This window comes from Streptomyces sp. NBC_00344 (assembly GCF_036088315.1).
Taxonomy (GTDB): domain Bacteria; phylum Actinomycetota; class Actinomycetes; order Streptomycetales; family Streptomycetaceae; genus Streptomyces.
On the sequence record NZ_CP107996.1, the window covers coordinates 1,328,869 to 1,347,190 of the forward strand.

14 protein-coding genes are annotated in these 18,322 nt (G+C 70.5%); 6 read left to right on the top strand and 8 right to left on the bottom strand.

The genetic code is table 11. The annotated features are described in order from the left end of the window. Nucleotides 1-445 precede the first annotated feature (445 nt). Nucleotides 446-1,912, bottom strand: coding sequence for a xylulokinase (gene xylB / locus OHS16_RS06035; RefSeq protein ID WP_328536131.1), 1,467 nt, complete (start codon nucleotides 1,910-1,912; stop codon nucleotides 446-448). 227 nt (nucleotides 1,913-2,139) lie between these two features. Here xylB and xylA point away from each other — a divergent pair, with 227 nt between their 5' ends. Then, nucleotides 2,140-3,309, top strand: a complete 1,170-nt coding sequence (xylA, locus tag OHS16_RS06040) for a xylose isomerase (protein ID WP_328536132.1) — start codon at nucleotides 2,140-2,142, stop codon at nucleotides 3,307-3,309. A 297-nt stretch (nucleotides 3,310-3,606) separates the two neighbouring features. On the opposite strand, the gene acnA is transcribed toward xylA, so the two are convergent. The 3 genes from acnA to OHS16_RS06055 form a co-directional block, all read right to left on the bottom strand. Further along, on the bottom strand, nucleotides 3,607-6,321 hold the full coding sequence (gene acnA, locus OHS16_RS06045) for an aconitate hydratase AcnA (RefSeq protein ID WP_328536133.1): 2,715 nt from the start codon (nucleotides 6,319-6,321) through the stop codon (nucleotides 3,607-3,609). A gap of 345 nt (nucleotides 6,322-6,666) precedes the next feature. Further along, nucleotides 6,667-7,887 (bottom strand): MFS transporter, encoded by a 1,221-nt coding sequence (locus OHS16_RS06050; RefSeq protein WP_328536134.1) that lies wholly within the window; start codon nucleotides 7,885-7,887, stop codon nucleotides 6,667-6,669. A 650-nt stretch (nucleotides 7,888-8,537) separates the two neighbouring features. After that, on the bottom strand, nucleotides 8,538-9,503 hold the full coding sequence (locus OHS16_RS06055) for an alpha/beta hydrolase family protein (RefSeq protein ID WP_328536135.1): 966 nt from the start codon (nucleotides 9,501-9,503) through the stop codon (nucleotides 8,538-8,540). Between the two features lie 176 nt (nucleotides 9,504-9,679). Here OHS16_RS06055 and OHS16_RS06060 point away from each other — a divergent pair, with 176 nt between their 5' ends. Next, on the top strand, nucleotides 9,680-10,276 hold the full coding sequence (locus tag OHS16_RS06060) for a TetR/AcrR family transcriptional regulator (RefSeq protein WP_328536136.1): 597 nt from the start codon (nucleotides 9,680-9,682) through the stop codon (nucleotides 10,274-10,276). 187 nt (nucleotides 10,277-10,463) lie between these two features. Here OHS16_RS06060 and OHS16_RS06065 read toward each other — a convergent pair whose 3' ends face one another. Together OHS16_RS06065 and OHS16_RS06070 are read right to left on the bottom strand one after the other, a co-directional pair. After that, complete coding sequence (locus OHS16_RS06065) at nucleotides 10,464-11,114, bottom strand: response regulator transcription factor (protein WP_328536137.1); 651 nt, start codon at nucleotides 11,112-11,114, stop codon at nucleotides 10,464-10,466. Further along, complete coding sequence (locus tag OHS16_RS06070; RefSeq protein WP_328536138.1) at nucleotides 11,111-12,328, bottom strand: sensor histidine kinase; 1,218 nt, start codon at nucleotides 12,326-12,328, stop codon at nucleotides 11,111-11,113. Before OHS16_RS06070 ends, OHS16_RS06065 begins: the two co-directional genes overlap by 4 nt. A 161-nt stretch (nucleotides 12,329-12,489) precedes the next feature. On the opposite strand from OHS16_RS06070, the gene OHS16_RS06075 reads away from it, so the two are divergent. Continuing rightward, on the top strand, nucleotides 12,490-12,897 hold the full coding sequence (locus OHS16_RS06075) for a YciI family protein (RefSeq protein WP_328536139.1): 408 nt from the start codon (nucleotides 12,490-12,492) through the stop codon (nucleotides 12,895-12,897). 6 nt (nucleotides 12,898-12,903) lie between these two features. Further along, on the top strand, nucleotides 12,904-14,049 hold the full coding sequence (locus OHS16_RS06080; RefSeq protein WP_328540733.1) for an RNA polymerase sigma factor: 1,146 nt from the start codon (nucleotides 12,904-12,906) through the stop codon (nucleotides 14,047-14,049). Nucleotides 14,050-14,176: 127 nt separating this feature from the next. Here the strand turns inward: OHS16_RS06080 and OHS16_RS06085 are convergent, their stop codons facing one another. Then, a complete protein-coding gene (locus tag OHS16_RS06085) occupies nucleotides 14,177-15,619 on the bottom strand; it encodes an MFS transporter (RefSeq protein WP_328536140.1) in 1,443 nt (480 codons plus the stop codon). Next, entirely contained in the window at nucleotides 15,612-16,058 is a 447-nt protein-coding gene (locus OHS16_RS06090) for a MarR family winged helix-turn-helix transcriptional regulator (protein WP_328536141.1), read from the bottom strand. Before OHS16_RS06090 ends, OHS16_RS06085 begins: the two co-directional genes overlap by 8 nt. Before the next feature lie 233 nt (nucleotides 16,059-16,291). Here OHS16_RS06090 and OHS16_RS06095 point away from each other — a divergent pair, with 233 nt between their 5' ends. Together OHS16_RS06095 and OHS16_RS06100 are read left to right on the top strand one after the other, a co-directional pair. Next, nucleotides 16,292-16,807, top strand: coding sequence for a YceI family protein (locus OHS16_RS06095; protein ID WP_328536142.1), 516 nt, complete (start codon nucleotides 16,292-16,294; stop codon nucleotides 16,805-16,807). Nucleotides 16,808-16,914: 107 nt separating this feature from the next. Continuing rightward, nucleotides 16,915-18,315, top strand: coding sequence for an FAD-binding oxidoreductase (locus tag OHS16_RS06100; protein ID WP_328536143.1), 1,401 nt, complete (start codon nucleotides 16,915-16,917; stop codon nucleotides 18,313-18,315). Nucleotides 18,316-18,322: the final 7 nt, after the last annotated feature.

The window sequence follows — 18,322 nt, forward strand, 5'->3', positions numbered from 1 at the left end:
GCACGCGGGGCGAAGGGCACGTGGGCGGGTACGGTTCCAGCCACACCGTGCCGGTCTCCTCGTCGTCGAGGGTGATCGGCGCCGTGGTGGACGCGGGATCCGGCGGTTCGGGACGACTCCCCCCGGTCGGGCGACACGCGGACCACCATCCCGGTGCGGTGGAGCCGGATCCCGGCCACGCACCCGGCCAGGCCCGCCGATGCCCGGGCGAGCGCCGGGAGATCCACCCGCCGGCGCATCAGCGTGTCGTAGAAGGCGACGCCGCGGACCGCGCCTTGCCCGTGCGAATCCAGGGGCGGCCGATGGGCCAGTGCCTCCATGGCACAAGGACGGGCGGGACGGACGCGCCGATCGGTGCGTGATCCGGACGGGAGGTCCGACGGCTGGCGGTGACCCGGGGGTGGGCGACGGTGAGCCCGGCCCGCACCGGCGGACCGGAGGCGGTTCAGGGGCTGAGCAGTGCGGGCGCAGCACGGTCGAGAACCGAGGTGACGCGGTCCCAGGTGGCCTTGTCGCGGGCGAGGGCGGGCAGTTCGCGGCCCAGGCCGGTGCCCCAGTCCGTGGCCAGACCCACCGGGTCACGGCCCGTGACGGCGCCGGCGGCAAGCGCGGCGGCGCCGAGTGCGACGAGCTCACCGGAGTCCGGCACGACCACCGGGCGGCCGGACAGCCGGCGTACCGTCTCCACCCAGAACGCCCCGCGGGCCCCGCCGCCGATCAGCCTCAACGGCGCGTCCGGGGCGTCGAAGGGCAGCTCGTCGAGCGCGCGCAGGACCGTGACCACAGCGCCCTCGTAGGCGGCGCCCAGGATCTGCTCCCGGGTTGTGGTGTGCCGCAGCCCGTACAGCAGACCGGACGCGGACGGCAGGTCCGGGGTGCGCTCGCCGTCCAGGAAGGGAAGCAGCACGGTGTCGCCGCCGGGGGCCGCGTCCTCGCGGGCCAGCCCGAGCAGCTCGGCGACCTTGTCCACGGCGAGTGTGCAGTTCAGGGTGCAGCCCAGGGGCAGATGGGTGCCGTCGGCGGCGGCGAAGCCGGCCAGCAGCGGAGAGTGCGGGCGGCTGCGGGTGGCCGCGAAGACCGTGCCGGATGTGCCGAGGCTGACCACCGGATGGTCCAGGAGCCCTTCGGCGCCAAGGCCCAGGCCCACTGCTGCGGCCATGTTGTCTCCGGTGCCGGCGGCCACAGCGATACCCGCGGGGAGGCCCAGTGCCTCGGCTGCCGCGGCGGTGAGTCTTCCGGCGAGGGCGGCGCCGGTGGCGGCGACGGCCGGCAACAGCTCCGCACGCATACCGGTGAGAGCCAGCACCTCGGGGTCGTAGCCGCCAGCGGCCGGGGAGTACCAGCAGGTTCCCGATGCGTCGCCGGGGTCGGTGACCGCGACCCCGCACAGCCGTTCGGTGAGGAAGTCGTGCGGGAGCCGGACGGCTGCTGCCGCCGCCGCGGTGTCCGGTTCGTTCTCGCGCAGCCACATCCACTTGGCGGCCGTCATGGAGGCGACCGGCACCGATCCCACCCGGTCCAGCCAGCCGTCCGGGCCCATCGCCGCCGTCAGGGCAGCGGCCTGCGGCGCCGAGCGGGTGTCGTTCCACAGCAGGGCGGGGCGCAGCGGAACGCCGTCGTGATCGAGGACGACCAGACCGTGCTGCTGGCCTGCCACGGCGATACCGGAGATCGCGGACGGGGCGAGCCCGGACTCGGCGAGGGCTTCTGCGACGGCGGCGCGCAGGGCCTGCCACCAGTTCTCGGGGTCGCTCTCACGGGCACCGTCCGCTCCGGTCACCGTGTGCGGGGCCCGTCCCACGGCGAGCAGCCGGCCCGAGCCGGTCTCGACGATCGCGGCCTTGGTGGACTGAGTAGAGCTGTCCACACCGATGACAGCCGACAGCACGGTCGTGTCCGGTCGCAGCGTCACGGGGCCACCTTCCTCTTGGTTTTTTTGATCGTACACAAAACAAATCACACCCGAGGGGCCGGGCAACACCCCTGATCCCGTACGCCGCCACGACGTGATGTGACCCGGATTCAGTCGGCGCACTCTGGAAACAGGCGAGCCGATGCCGTATTAGTAGTGTCAACAAACAAATTGGCAGGGCGGGCAGCACAGCGGCCCCCGGTGCCTTCGTCGACAAGGGGCAGATCATGTCGGACCGTTTCACCCCCACCGCAGCGGACAAGTTCACCTTCGGTCTGTGGACCGTCGGCTGGCGGGGCAACGATCCCTTCGGCGAGCCCACCCGTGCCGCCCTGGACCCCGTCGAATCCGTCGAGCGCCTGGCGGAGCTCGGCGCTCACGGCGTGACGTTCCACGACGACGACCTGATTCCGTTCGGCTCGTCGGAGAGCGAGCGCACGGCGCTCGTCTCACGCTTCAAGGACGCCCTGGACCGCACCGGTCTCAAGGTCCCCATGGCGACCACGAATCTGTTCACGCATCCGGTGTTCAAGGACGGCGGTTTCACCGCGAACGACCGCGACGTACGGCGTTTCGCGCTGCGCAAGGTCATCCGCAACATCGATCTCGCGGCCGAGCTGGGCGCCGAGACCTACGTCGCCTGGGGCGGCCGTGAGGGCGCGGAGTCCGGCGGCGCCAAGGACGTGAGGGTGGCCCTCGACCGTATGAAGGAGGCCTTCGACCTGCTCGGCGAGTACGTCGTCGAGCAGGGCTACGGTCTGCGCTTCGCGATCGAGCCCAAGCCCAACGAGCCGCGCGGCGACATCCTGCTGCCCACCGTCGGCCACGCCCTGGCCTTCATCGAGCGCCTGGAGCGCCCCGAGATGTACGGCGTGAACCCCGAGGTAGGCCACGAACAGATGGCGGGGCTCAACTTCCCGCACGGCATCGCCCAGGCCCTGTGGGCGGGCAAGCTCTTCCACATCGACCTCAACGGCCAGTCGGGCATCAAGTACGACCAGGACCTGCGCTTCGGCGCCGGTGATCTGCGCCAGGCCTTCTGGCTGGTCGACCTGCTCGAGAGCTCCGACTACGCGGGCCCGCGCCACTTCGACTTCAAGCCGGTCCGTACCGACGGCTTCGACGGAGTCTGGGAGTCCGCGAAGAACTGCATGCGCAACTATCTGATTCTCAAGGAGCGTGCGGCCGCCTTCCGGGCAGACCCCGCCGTCCAGGAGGCGCTGACCGCTTCCCGGCTCGACGAGCTCGCCCTCCCCACCGCCGCCGACGGTGTCAAGGGCCTGCTCGGCGACGCTTCCGCGTACGAGGAGTTCGACGTCGAGGCCGCTGCCGGGAAGAGCATGGCCTTCGAGGCGCTCGACCAGCTCGCCATGGAGCACCTGCTCGGCGTCCGCTGACCCGCTGGGGCAGCCCGGGAGTACTCACCGCCGGAATCACCGGGGCCCGTCACCTGAGGCGGCAAGGAAGCGAGGTGTCCGGTCTCCTGCGCGGATTCGGCTTCGGCGCCGCCACCGCGTCGCGCCGGACCGAGGTGCCCGCCGGACGACCTCAGGTGTCCCGGACGGAGGGCCGCGGCCGCCTCCGGCGCGATCGCCCCCGCTGCGATCCGCAACCGATCGCCGCTCACCGGCGCCGAACGCACGGCAAAGCGCCGCATCCCGCGGACGGGATGCGGCGCTTTGGCGTGTGATCTCTTACTTGCGGATCAGGTTGCGCAGCACGTACTGCATGATGCCGCCGTTGCGGTAGTAGTCCGCCTCACCGGGGGTGTCGATACGGACGACCGCGTCGAACTCCACGCCGGTGTCGGTCGTGACCTTGACCGTCCGCGGGGTGACGCCGTTGTTCAGCTCGGTGACGCCGGTGAAGGAGAAGGTCTCCTGGCCGTCGAGCCCGAGGGACTCGGCGGTCTGGCCCTCCGGGAACTGCAGCGGCAGAACGCCCATGCCGATGAGGTTCGAGCGGTGGATGCGCTCGTACGACTCGGCGATGACGGCCTTGACACCGAGCAGCGCGGTTCCCTTGGCCGCCCAGTCACGGGACGAGCCCGAACCGTATTCCTTGCCCGCGAGGATGGTGAGCGGGACACCCGCCGCCTGGTAGTTCTGCGAGGCGTCGAAGATGAACGACACCGGGCCTTCCGGCTGGGTGAAGTCGCGGGTGTAACCGCCCTCGGTGCCCGGCGCGATCTGGTTGCGCAGGCGGATGTTCGCGAAGGTGCCGCGGATCATCACCTCGTGGTTGCCGCGTCGCGAGCCGTACGAGTTGAAGTCACGGCGCTCGACGCCGTGCTCCGTCAGGTACGAGCCGGCCGGGGAGTCGGCCTTGATCGCGCTGGCCGGGGAGATGTGGTCGGTGGTGACCGAGTCGCCCAGCTTGGCGAGAACGCGCGCGCCGATGATGTCCTCGACCGGCGAGGTCTCCATCGTCATGCCCTCGAAGTACGGGGCCTTGCGGACGTAGGTGGAGTCCGGGTCCCACTCGAAGGTGTTGCCGGTCGGGATCGACAGGGCCTGCCACTGGGCGTCGCCCGCGAAGACGTCGGCGTAGGACTTGTTGAACATGTCCTCGCCGATGGAGTTGGCCACCACGTCGTTGACCTCGGCCTCGGTGGGCCAGATGTCCTTGAGGTAGACCGGCTTGCCGTCCTGGTCGGTGCCCAGGACGTCCTTGGTGATGTCCACCTTCATGGAGCCCGCGATGGCGTACGCGACGACCAGCGGCGGGGAGGCCAGGTAGTTCATCTTGACGTCGGGGTTGATCCGGCCCTCGAAGTTCCGGTTACCGGAGAGCACCGAGGTCACGGCCAGGTCGTGCTCGTTGACCGCCTTGGAGACCTCGTCGGGCAGCGGGCCCGAGTTGCCGATGCAGGTGGTGCAGCCGTAGCCGACGAGGTTGAAGCCGACCTTGTCGAGGTAGGGCGTCAGCCCCGCCTTGTCGAAGTAGTCGGTGACGACCTTGGAGCCCGGAGCGAGCGTGGTCTTGACCCACGGCTTGCGGGTGAGGCCCTTCTCCACCGCCTTCTTGGCCACCAGCGCGGCGGCGACCATGACGTACGGGTTCGAGGTGTTGGTGCATGAGGTGATCGCGGCGACGGTGACGGCGCCGTGGTCGATCTCGTACGTCGAACCGTCGGGGGCCGTGACGGTGGTCGGACGCGACGGCACGCCGTTGTGGGCGGCCGGGGCGTCGGAGGCCGGGAAGGACTCCTTGCCCGACTCCTCGTCGTCGGCGACGTAGTTGCGGACGTCCTGCGCGAACTGCTGCTTGGCGTTGGCGAGGACGATGCGGTCCTGCGGACGCTTGGGGCCCGCGATGGAGGGGACGACCGTGGCGAGGTCGAGCTCCAGCTTCTCGGAGAAGTCGGGCTCGGCGGCCGGGTCCAGCCAGAGCCCCTGCTCCTTGGCGTACGCCTCGACCAGCGCGACCTGCTTCTCGTCACGTCCGGTCAGCCGCAGGTACTTCAGCGTCTCGTCGTCGATCGGGAAGATCGCGGCGGTGGAACCGAACTCCGGCGACATGTTGCCGATGGTGGCGCGGTTCGCGAGCGATGTGGCGCCGACGCCCTCACCGTAGAACTCGACGAACTTGCCGACGACGCCGTGCTTGCGCAGCATCTCGGTGATCGTGAGGACGAGGTCCGTCGCGGTGGTGCCCGGGTTCAGCTCGCCGGTCAGCTTGAAGCCGACGACGCGCGGAATGAGCATCGAGACGGGCTGACCGAGCATCGCCGCCTCGGCCTCGATGCCGCCCACGCCCCAGCCCAGCACGCCGAGGCCGTTGACCATGGTGGTGTGCGAGTCGGTGCCGACCAGGGTGTCGGGGTACGCCTGGCCGTTGCGCACCATGACGGTGCGGGCCAGGTGCTCGATGTTGACCTGGTGGACGATGCCGGTGCCCGGGGGGACGACCTTGAACTCGTCGAAGGCGGTCTGGCCCCAGCGCAGGAACTGGTAGCGCTCCTTGTTGCGGCCGTACTCCAGCTCCACGTTCTGCGAGAACGCGTCCGATGTGCCGAACTTGTCGGCGATGACGGAGTGGTCGATGACCAGCTCGGCCGGGGCCAGCGGGTTGATCTGTGCGGCGTCACCGCCGAGCTCCTTCACGGCCTCGCGCATGGTGGCGAGGTCGACGACACACGGGACGCCGGTGAAGTCCTGCATGATCACGCGGGCCGGCGTGAACTGGATCTCCTGACTGGGCTGGGCCTGCGAGTCCCAGCCGCCGATCGCCCGGATGTGGTCGGCGGTGATGTTCGCGCCGTCCTCCGTACGCAGCAGGTTCTCCAGCAGCACCTTCAGGCTGTAAGGGAGGCGCGCGGAGCCCTCGACCTTGTCCAGCTTGAAGATCTCGTACGACTCGTCGCCCACGCGCAGCGTGCTGCGGGCGTCGAAGCTGTTCGCCGACACGACAGTCTCCTTCATCAAATGTGCGCGTAACTCCGCGCCGCGCCTCATTTTGCGGCCGGCGCCGCGGGTGCGCCGACGGCTCACCGGCCATCCGGTGAGGTAAGGTTTTTTAGGTAACCCTTACCTCTTGATGGCGGCGATGTGCCCTCGGCAGATATCTCGATGTCGAGATAACTCTAGTACACGACCGGCCGGAGGTCATGTGGGGACTCCCACACCCATGCCCGTGGCCGGTGACCCCTCCCATCCGATAGAGGTTCTCGCTCCGGGGAGGGCAGGGGTCGTACCGCGCCGGCCAAGGGTGCAGGCGGCCACAGCGGCCACCCGAGCTCCTCAACAGGCCCGTCAGGAGCCGTGCGCGGGAGGAACACACCCCCGCTCGCGCACGGCTCGCAGGCCGGCCACGGCCAGTGCGGCCATCGCGGTGGTTGCCGCGGCGGCGATCGCGAAGCCGCCGTGCGCGCCGAAGGCATCCACCGCCCGGCCGGAAACCGCCGCCGCGGCGGCTGAGCCGGCCGCACTGGCGGAGTTCAGCCAGGTGAATGCCTGGGTCATCACGGCCCGGTGGACAGCGGACTCGGCCAGCACCGACAGAAGTACCAGGACGGGTGGAACCGCTGCACCGGTCAGCACGATCACGGATCCCAGCGCCAGCGGTGAGCCGGCCGCGAGCAGCAGCAGACTGCCGAGCGCCAGCCCGGCCGTGGCCACGGCCAGCTGGATCCGCGGTGGCGTACGCCACCGCCGGAGCCCGTACAGCCATCCGGCCAGCAGGCCGCCGCAACTCGATACCGCGAAGATCGGTGCGGCTGCGGCTGCCGCGTGGTGCTCGACCGCAAAGGCCGTCACCGAGACCTGCACGGCGCCGAAGTACACGCCGATGGCAAGGTTGAGACCGGCCAGTACGGCGAATCGGGGCCGCAGCAGCGAGCGATCCGCCCGGGAGCGCTCGGCGGCTCCGGACGGCGGCGGCGCGGTACGGCGCTGCGCGGCGAAACACCCTCCGCCGGCCACCACCAGGGCGGCTGCCAGCACGGTTCCCAGCGCCGGATGCCCGTTCGCCCCGAGGACGCTGACCAGCGTCGGGCCGGCCAGGTAGCCGAGTGCGTTACTGAGCGACTCGAGCGCGAAGGCACTGGGCAGCTCCGCAGGCCGCTCCTCGCGCAGCAGCGCCACCCAGCGGGCAGCGGACAGCGCGCCCAGTTGCGGGACGGTGGCGCCGACCAGTGCCCCGCCCACCGTCATGAGCACGCTCGGGCTGTCACCGGCGACCAGCGCCACCAGCATGGTCACCGCTGCGGCGTGGGCCAGCAGAGCAGGTGGCAGCACCCGGGTCTGGCCGAAGCGGTCGATCAGCCGGGCCAGTTGAGGCCCGACCACGGCCTCGGCCACGGCGAAGCCGCCACTCACCGAACCAGCCGAGGCGTAGTTGCCCGTGTGGCCGTGCACCAGCCAGATGATGCCGAGGCCGGTCATCGCAATACCGATGCGGCCACCGGTGGCGGTCAGGAAGAAAGCTGCGGCGCCGGGAGCGCGCAGCAGATTACGGTAAGGCGCCGACGACACGGCGTCTGCCCTTCGCTGCCCGGCGGGGCGGACCACCCTGGGTCGTCGGCGTCCGGTTCACCGACCCGTGGTCATCGCCTGGAACCGTCCAGTGCTGGCGTGGAGCGGGGACACACACCCCACGCCGACTCCGTCACCGGGCAGAAGCTTTCGTACGGTCTCGTAGTCCGGCTGGTCTCAGCCGATCACACTCGGGAGCGTAGGCACCCGCGGCCGGTCATGTCCAGGCCCCATCGGCGGTCCCGATGTGCCGATGGTGAGCTGTCACATCCGGCGAGGCGTCAGCCGGCTCAAGCGCGAGGCCGGAGAACAGACGCTGGTGGGCTGGTGATGCCGTCGCTTCCCGGGTTCCGGCTCAGATCCTGTGGGACGAACACGGTGAATCTCGTGACTCGTTCTCCTACAGCCTGCTCGCAGACGAATGGCCGATGGTGCGCGACAAGCTGCGCACCAGGGTCGCAGCCAAGGGCCATCGGCCAGGTGTATGGGTCCGGGCAGCGCGGAGGCAGCCGATTCGTCTGAGGGCCCTGGATCCCGCGGCACTTCACGCCGTGGCGCCGGCTGCCCGGACATGTCGCCGAGCACGAGCCCCCTGACTGTCCCTGTGCGCCCCTTTCGCCTCGCGCGACGGGGGCGCGCCGTGGGGAGGCCTACTTGGATTCGACTCGTCCTACCGGGTCTGTGCCGGTCGTCAGTTCCTCGCACGCGGTCTGCCATGCGAGGGAGCCGGGGTGAAGCCGGGTGCGGAGATAGGCCGCGGTGAGCCGGGCGAGGGCGGCGACTCGCACCGGGTTCTCGTCCGTGTTCTCGGCGGCGTCGTATCCCGCGATCCCGCCGAGTCCGTGCTCCGCGTCGAACAGGGTGAGCAGGGTCTTGGGACCGGGGGCGAGGGTGTAGGGGTCGGCGTGCCAGTCGGGCCCCATGTCCGTGAAGTGGCGGGAGTCGTCCTTGTCGCCGGCGACGACCAGCGCGGGTGCGGTCATGGTGGAGAAGTCGACGGCCCCGATGATCGGCCACTGCTCGGCCATGGGCCCGTTGAGGGCTTCGCCACCCCTGCCGGGCGCGGCGAGCAGTACGCCTGCCTTGATCCGGGGGTCGACGAGGTGCACCACGTTTCCGGTGGCGGGGTCGTTGAGCCCGGCGCCCAGCAGGAGGGCGGCGGTGAAACCGCCGAGCGAGTGTCCGGCGAGGGCGACCTTGGTCTGGTCGATCCGACCCGCGAGCTGCGGCACGGTGCCCTCGATCACGTCGAGCCGGTCGAGGATGTGGGTCATGTCCTCGGCGCGGGAGCGCCAGAAGTCGGGTGCACCGGGTGCGTCGGCGACCAGGTGGCTCAGTGTCCGGGAGGTGAGGTGGGTGGGCTGGACGACGGCGAACCCGTGGGCGGCCCAGTAGTTGGCGAGCGGCGCGTAGCCGTTGAGTGAGGAGAGGCTGTTCGAGGGGCCGTGACCGTGGGAGAGCAGGATGACCGGGAGACCGGTTCCGGTCGCGGGTACGGAGACGCGCACCTGGAGGTCCACGGGACGCCCGGGCACGGAGAGGACCACGGGGCTGAAGGACAGGACAGGGGCGGGCGTGCCCAAGGCGTCGGCCCTGGTGGCAGTGGATGTGCTCACGATGAGGGTTCCCTTTCGGTGGCAACTGCCGCCCGCTGGTCTCCACAGACCGGCGATCGGCGACGGGCAAGGCGGTCAGAAGCCGTCCCGTTTCGGCTAAGCTGAAACGGAACGCCGCTCCATTTAGTATCTGGAGCAGCGCTCCGCTTTGTCAACCGGCGTGGAAGGACTACGTGATGGCCACCGAGAGCCCTGCAGGGGAGTCGCCGTCCGGAGGCAAGCGGGCCGACGCCCAGCGCAACCGGCAGACGGTGCTCACTGCCGCCGCCGAAGTGTTCGTCACCTCCGGCGTCGACGCGCCGATCCGCCAGATCGCGGCCCAGGCAGGCGTCGGGATGGCCACGATCTACCGCAACTTTCCGACCCGGGCGGATCTCGTCACCGCCGTCTACCGCCACCAGATCGAGGAATGCGCCGAAGCCGGCCCGAACCTGCTCACCAGTGCTGACTCCCCGTTCGACGCACTGCGCCAGTGGATCGACCTCTTCGTCGACTTCCTCGTCACCAAGCACGGACTCGCCGACGCCCTGCAGTCCGACAACGACCGCTTCGCCGCGCTGCACGCCCACTTCCTCGACCGCCTGCTGCCCGTCTGCGCCCAACTGCTCGACGCCGCAGTCGAGGCCGGCGGCATCAGCCCCGGCACGCAGCCGTACGAGCTGATGCGCGGGATCGGAAATCTCTGCATCCGACGCGACAACGACCCCCGCTACGACCCCCGACGCCTGATCGCTCTCCTCCTCGAGGGACTCCAGCGACCTCACGCGTCCTGATGCCGACGAGCGACATCGTGGCCGGGTCCCCGCGCGAATCGCACGCGATCCGAGCTGCCGCCCCAACAGCCGGAGCCGTCGACAGGCAACGGTGCCCCTGAGCTGGTGCTGTCGCTGCTCATGAACACCGTCCGCGACCGGCTTCGCCGGGACAGCGCACCCACAACGAGGTCCGTGGCCGGGAGTGTCACGGGCGGGCGATGCCCGCGTCATGGGCGATCAGACCGGCCTGGGTGCGGTTAACGCAGCCCAGCTTGTCCAGCGTCCGGGACACATATCCCTTGATCGTGGCCTCGGACAGATGGAGCCGGGCAGCGGCCTGCGCGTTCGAGAGTCCCTGCCCGAGACAGGCCAGCACCTCCCTCTCCCGCCCGGTCAGCGACTCGGTCAGCTTCCGTGCCCGGTCACGGGCCGAAAGGCCGTCGGTCGACGCCGCGACGAGCCTGCGCGCCGCGGCGGCGGACAGCACGGTGTGCCCCTCGGCCGCCACCCTGACCAGGCCGATCAGGTCCTCCGGCGGAGTCGACTTGACCAGGAACCCGGCCGCGCCCGCCCGCAGCGCGCGCAGTACGTACTGATCGGCGTCGAAGGTCGTCAGCACCACCACGGCCGGCGGCTCGGCGAGTGTGCCGATGTGCTCGATCGCGGTGAGCCCGTCCATCACCGGCATCCGCAAGTCCATCAGTACGACGTCCGGGCGGCTGCGCCGCACCGCGTCGACACCCGCCGCCCCGTCGTGTGCCTCTCCGACCACTTCGATGTCGTCCGCCGACCCCAGAATGGTGCGCAGAAATCCGCACACCATCGGCTCGTCGTCCACCACGACAACCCTGATCACCGTCCCACCACCGGTTCGGCGGTCGGAACGTACGCGGGGAGTCCGGCCTCGACACAGAAGCCGCCGTCCGGTGTGCTTCCGGCACGCAGAGTGCCGTGCACGAGCTCGATCCGCTGCCTGAGGTTGGCGATCCCCAGGCCCGAGCCGGTCCCGGACAGTCCACCGCCGACGGGGGCACCGGCCGCTCGGGCCGGCGGCGGTGCGTTGCGTACGGTGAGCAGCAGCCAGGCCTCGCCGTACTCGACCCGGACGGTGACCCGCGCGCCGGGAGCGTGTTTGCGTACATTGGTCAGTGCCTCCCGCACCACCCGGTAGGCCGTGCGCCCGACCACCGGCGAGGCGAGCGTCCGGTCGCCCTGCTCGACCAGCTCGGCCGGGGTGCCCACCGCGGTCGACTCCTCCACGAGCGCGGCGAACCCCGATACCGACGGCGATTCGTCGCCCCCGGGCGCCGTGCGCAGAATGCCGACCAGGTCCCGCAGTTCATCCAGCGCCTGACAGCCGGCCGCCCGCAGTTGCTCCGCCGCCTGCCGGGTCGCGTCGTCGGCCGCCGTCATCCGCAGCGCGCCCGCCTGCAACACCATCAGGCTCACCCGGTGGGTCACCACATCGTGCATCTCCCCCGCCAGTCGTGCGCGTTCCTCGGTCCTCGCCTGCTCGGCGAGCAGATGGCGCTCACGCTCGGCCCGTTCGGCCCGCTCCGTCAGGGCGAGCACCAGCCGTCTGCGGGCCTCGAAGTACAGCGCGAGCAACGGTCCGACGGCGGTGCGCAGCAGCCCCACCGTCATGACCGGCACCGATGGCTGCCACGGCCGCGCGACGACGAAGCTGAAGACCCCCAGCGCGACGTACGCCGTTCGCCGGTCCTGCCGGTGGAGCACCGGACCGTAGGCGGCGAGGGCGGTGGAGTACGGCGCCCAGACGTTGGCGCTGTGTTCCGGGGTGATCGCACCCACCGGGTGGATCAGCAGTGTCACAGCGAGGGTGAAGGCGCCCAGTACTCCGATCACGGTGAGCGGGGCGCGACGGCGGGCGGCCAGCGACAGACAGGCGGCAGCCTGCACGCCGAGGACGGCCCAGGCGAGCGGCCCGGGGCGGGCCGGCCACCAGCTCGCCCCCAGCATCGTCGCAGCGGTGTCGGCCAGCGCGAACAGGACCGCGATCGCCACGTCCAGGACCACACAGTGGCGGCGGTGCCACGGGCCGTCAGTCATGCCGCTCACGGTAGGGCAGGACCGGGCTCCGGTGGCCCGGTCCGCGGAGTCTTCGAAATCCGGCGGAAAATTATCGCGGCGGGATGTCGAGAACCCGGGTGCGGCTCCGTCCCAGGGGTGAACACGGCCACAATGGGCCGTATCGCACGAAGGAGAGAACAGTGACCAAGTACCTGCTGCTCAAGCACTACCGGGGCGCGCCCGCATCGTTCAACGACGTGCCGATGGACAAGTGGACGCCGGAGGAGGTTTCGGACCACATGCAGTACATGCAGGACTTCGCCACTCGGCTAGAGGGCACCGGCGAGTTCGTCGACGGTCAGGCACTCTCCCCGGAGGGCACCTTCGTCCGCTACGACGGCGAGGGGCGGCCACCGGTGACCGACGGCCCGTTCGCCGAGACCAAGGACCTCATCGCAGGCTGGATGGTGATCGACGTCGAGACCTACGAGCGGGCGCTCGAGCTGGCCGGCGAGTTGTCCGCGGCTCCCGGTGCGGGTGGAAAGCCGATTCACGAGTGGCTCGAGCTGCGCCCGTTCCTGACCGCGCCCCCGACCATCACGGAGTGACACATGGTGGACGAGGCTCTGCTGCGGGCCCTCACCCCCACCGTGATCGGCATCCTCGTCCGTCGCGGAGCAGACTTCGCGGCGGCCGAGGATGCCGTGCAGGACGCCCTGGTGGAGGCTGTGCGGGTGTGGCCGGACGACCCGCCACGGAACCCCCAGGGCTGGCTGGTCACCGTGGCCTGGCGCAAGTTCCTGGACGCCGCGCGCGCCGACGCCTCCCGGCGGCACCGCGAGGTGCGCGTCGACAGCGAGCCCGTGCCCGGCCCGGGCGAGGCGGTGGACGACACGCTCCAGCTGTACTTCCTGTGCGCGCACCCGTCCCTGACGCCGGCATCGGCCGTCGCACTCACGCTGCGCGCGGTCGGTGGCCTGACGACACGTCAGATCGCGCAGGCATACCTCGTGCCGGAGGCGACCATGGCGCAGCGGATCAGCAGGGCCAAGCGGACCGTCTCGGACGTCCGGTTCAACCAGCCCGGTGACGTCGCCACGGTGCTGCGCGTGCTCTACCTGGTATTCAACGAGGGTTACTCGGGTGACGTCGACCTCGCAGGCGAGGCCATCCGGCTCGCTCGCCGGCTGGCGGCCATGACCCGTCATGAAGAGGTCTCGGGCCTGCTCGCGCTCATGCTGCTCCACCACGCACGGCGCCCGGCACGGACCGGCCCCGACGGCAGACTCGTAACTCTCGCCGAGCAGGATCGCGGCCTGTGGAACACCCGCCTGATCGCCGAGGGCGTCGACGTGCTCCAGACAGCCCTCACCCGCGACCGCCTGGGCGAGTTCCAGGCCCAGGCCGCCATCGCCGCGCTCCATGGCGACGCCCGGACGGTCGAGGAGACCGACTGGGTGCAGATCGTCGAGTGGTACGACGAACTGGTGCGACTCACGCACAGCCCGGTGGCCCGCCTCAACCGGGCCGTCGCGGTCGGCGAGGCCGACGGCCCGCGGGCCGGCCTGGCCGCCCTGGCCGGGCTCGACCCGGCCCTGCCCCGCCACACCGCCGTCGCGGCGTACCTGCACGAGCGCGACGGTGACCCGGTGACCGCGGCACGGCTCTACGCCGAAGCCGCCCGATCGGCGTCCAGCCTCCCCGAACGCGACCACCTCACGCGACAGGCCGCACGGCTCAACACCCAGCTGCGCAGTTGAACGGCAGGCGGGCGCGGCACACGGTGAGACGTGACGGCGAACGCCTGGCAAGTGGCGTCGAGTGTGTGCGGTCGCGCGGATCTCCGGAAGCCGGGTGCTGAGGCGCTTACAGCCTCAGGGTGCGGAGCTACCGGGTGGTCTGCGGCGCTTGCGGCGTATCGGCCGAGGTGTCCCCGGCCGTCCCGCGGCCGAGAGTGCGGTCGATGACGGTCATGAGGAGGTGGAGCACGCCCGTGCCGAGCATGATCCAGGCGAGGTGGTGCATTCCATCGGTGTCGGCGCGCTGCCCGAAGGAGGCTGCCGTTGTGGAGGAGGCGACCATCGAACCGACGTAGGCGAAGGTGCGCAGCAGACCGGCCGATGAGGCGGTGCGCTCGGGATCGGCCTGGAAGTAGACGGAGTTCTGCAGGGCCAGGCTGTTCAGTCCCTGCGGGACGCCGAAGATCAGGGCGACGAGGATCAGCATCCACACGGCGCTGTCCCCGGTGAGCGTCAGCATCACCGCACAGGCGGCAACCTGCCCGACCGCGCCGGCGAGCAGCTTGCCGCGCACCCCTTCGCGCCGCCCGGAGACGACCGAGACACCGATGGCCACGAGGAACATGGGGATCTGCACCAGCCCGGCGTGGAAGGGCGAGAGCCCGAATCCCTCCTCCGTCCACTGGGCGAAGCCGTAGAGGAAGGCGTAGGCGACGACGTAGGCCACCAGCGCACGCCCGTAAGTGACGAGCAGCGGGGTGTTGCCACCCAGCACCCGCAGGTCGATGAACGGGGTGGGGGCCCGTAGCTCCCGCGCCGCGAAAGCGGCGCTCGCGGCGGCGGCGATCGCCAGCAGATACCAGTCGCGCAGGTGCAGGTTCATCAGGAACACCAGCAGCGAGATCAGCAGCACGGCGAACAGCGCCATGCCGGGCAGGTCGAGTTGGGCGGCGATCCGCCCACGCTGCGGGGACTCCCCTGTACCCGCTTCCCTGGGCAGCCGGAGCAGTCCCAGCAGCACGGCCGCGACGGCCAGTGGCACATTCAGCGCGAAGGTGGCGCGCCAGCCGCCCAGCCCGATCAGCAGGCCGCCCAGCAGAGGGCCGAGCACGGCGATGGTCTGGTTGGCGACCGCCAGGGCGGTCAGCACCCCGCCGGGACTGTCCTGCCCGGTGCGCTTGGCCTCGCTGCGCAGCAGCGCCATCGCGGCGGGATATCCGGCGCAGGTGCCGAACCCGAGCAGGACCCGCGAGGCGATCAGCATCCCCAGGTTCGGCGCCAGGGTGCCGACGACACCGGCGACCCCGACAAGACTCGTGCTGGCGAGGAAGAGTCTGCGCGGCCCGAAGACGTCGATGAGCCGCCCTACGACAGGCTGCCCGAGCGCAGTGGCCAGGTAGAGGGCCGAGACCAGCCACGCGGTCTGCGCGGGCGGCACGCGCAATGCGTCGCCGATGGGTACGAGCGTGACGGCGATGATCGTCGAGTTGACCGGGTTCAGGACCGAGCCCAGCATCATCGGCGGCAGCAGCCGCCGGTCGAAACCGGCCGTCGCCGTCCCGTCCCGCCCCGCTGTTCTCTGCTCAGTCATGGGTGAGGCGCTCCAGTATCGCCATGGCGGCGATCACGGCCCGCCGTTCCTCCTCCGTGCACTTCTCCTGCAACTCACCGGCAAGCCATTCCTGCCGGGCCTGCCGGCCCTCCTCCACACGCCGGTGCCCCTCCGCGGTCAGCGCGATCAGCAGACGGCGCCCGTCATCGGGGTCGGGCCGCCGTTTCACCATCCCCAGCGCGGTCAGTGAAGCGACCGTCGCCGTCATGGACTGGTGGCGCACCCCCTCGGCCGAGGCAAGCTCACTTGCCGTGACGCCTTGCTTGCCGGAGAGGCGAGCCAGGACGGACGCCTGCCCGAGAGTCATGTCCTCGGCCTCGGCGGCGTTCAGGATGCGGCGCCGCAGGCGGCTGATGACCGCTCGGACCTCTCGCGAAGCCTGAATCGCCGAGGGCGACAGGCGCGGGCTCTCGTTCATGCGGTGCACATTAAAATACGCAGCTCAAGTTGTACAGTTCACCTGTACAGTTTGATTGCTTGATGAACCGTACTCTGCGGGCCGTGCCGGGCATCCGGTCACAGCCGGCGGGACTCCGCTGGGCGGCACCCCTACGAAAGTCGCATGGCGCCTCACGCCGGCCATCCGTTCGTCGCACCGGGAACCTACCGCTCGCCCTGTGCCCGGGCGGCCACCTGCTGTCTGATGGGGTCATGGAACCGAAACCGGACAACCCGCCGGCTGCGCCCCGACTGGGGCGCTACGCCATCGACACCGCCAGCTCCACGGTCACCTTCGGGACCCGTCACGTCTTCGGGCTCCTGCCGGTGAACGGCACCTTCGAGATCCGTTCCGGGACGGTCGACGTGGCCGAACCGCTCGGCGCATCGGTCATCCGCGTGGAGATCGCGGCATCGAGCTTCCGTACCGGCAATCCGATGCGGGACGACGCCGTCCGGTCGGCGCGCTTCCTCGACGCCGACCGTCATCCGCTCATCACGTTCGCCGCCGATGGCGTCGACGGCGCCTGCGTCACCGGAACGCTCACCGCGCACGGTGTGGCCCAGCCGGTCCGGCTGTCGGTCGAACAGCAGTCGGCGACACCTCGGGGGTTCACCGCCCGTGCCACCGCCCGTATCGACCGCACCCTCTTCGGGGTGACGGCGTCGCGGGGGATGGCAGGCCGTCATCTCGACGTGTCGATCGAGGTCGAGTGCGTGCGGGGCTGACCCACCCCCGGTCGCTCCTCATACCTGACAGCAGATGTCAGGTATGGGCGTCAGACTCCCTCCATGATCCGGACGGCGACAGCCGGCGACAGATGGAGGGTCCTGCGATGAACGATTTCCCCACGGACGAGATCAGCGGCCCGGTCCTGTTCCCGGGCGACGAGGCTTACGACGCGGAGACCGCCGGTTTCCAGACCGCGTACCGGCACCGGCCATCGGTGATCGTGGGCGCCGGCTGCCCTGAGGATGTGCGGGTCGCGGTGGCGTTCGCCGCCGCGCGGAAGGTGCCGGTCGCCGTCCAGGCCACCGGGCACGGACTCTCGGTGCCCGCCGACGACGGGGTGCTCATCACCACCGGCCGGATGGACGGGGTCCGCGTCGACGCCGCCTCGCGCACCGCGTGGATCGAGGCCGGTGTGCGCTGGGAGCAGGTCGTCGAAGCGGCAGCCGCGCACGGACTCGCACCGCTGAGCGGTTCGGCCCCGGGCGTCGGCGCGGTCTCGTACACCCTGGGGGGCGGAATCGGCCTGCTGGCCAGAGAGTTCGGGTACGCGGCCGACCGTGTCCGGGCGGCGGACATCGTCACCGCCGACGGGCGGCTGCGCCGGGTGACCGCGGAGAGCGACCCGGACCTGTTCTGGGCGCTGCGCGGGGCCGGGCACAACTTCGGGGTGGTGACCGCGCTCGAAGTGGAGCTGGTCGAGGTGTCGAGGGTCTGGGGCGGAGGCATGTTCTTCGCCGCAGATCTGGTCGACCAGGTCCTGGAGACCTACCGCACCTGGTCCGCTTCGGTCCCGGAGGAGCTGACCTCATCGGTGGGGCTCATCGACTACCCGGACATGGAACAGCTGCCGGAGAAGCTGCGCGGCCGTTACGTCGCGCACATCCGGCTCGTCCTCAACGGCTCCGCGGAGGAGGGCGAGAGGCTGGTCGCTCCGCTGCGCGCGATCGGGCCACGGCTCATCGACTCCCTGCGGGTACTGCCGTACACGGAGAGCGGGTCGGTCTACCAGGACCCGCCGTTCCCGCACGCCTACAGCGGCACCAATGTGCTGCTGCGCGAGCTGGACGCCGGCGCGCTGCGAGCCGTGAGCGGCCTGACGGGCCCCAGCGCCCCTCTGATGTCCGTGGTCGACCTCCGGCAGATGGGCGGCGCTCTGGCACGCCGGCCGGAGGGCGGCAGCGCGGTCGGGCGCCGGGACGCGGGCTACATCCTGCGGGTCATCACCATGCTCCAGGACCCGGACAGCCATTCCGTCGCGCGTGACCTGCAGGACACGGTGGAGCGGACGCTGGAGCCATGGACCGTAGGACGCTCGCTCCCCTTTGTGTACGGGGACGGGGAGCGGGCCGGGGAGGACCTGACCCGCTCCGGCTTCGACCCCGCCGACTATGCGCGGCTGGCCCGGCTGAAGGCCGTCCACGACCCGGCGAACCTGTTCCGCTTCAACCGCAACATCACTCCAATGGCCCACCCCGGACAGACTGTCATCTCATATCTGAGATAGCGTTGCC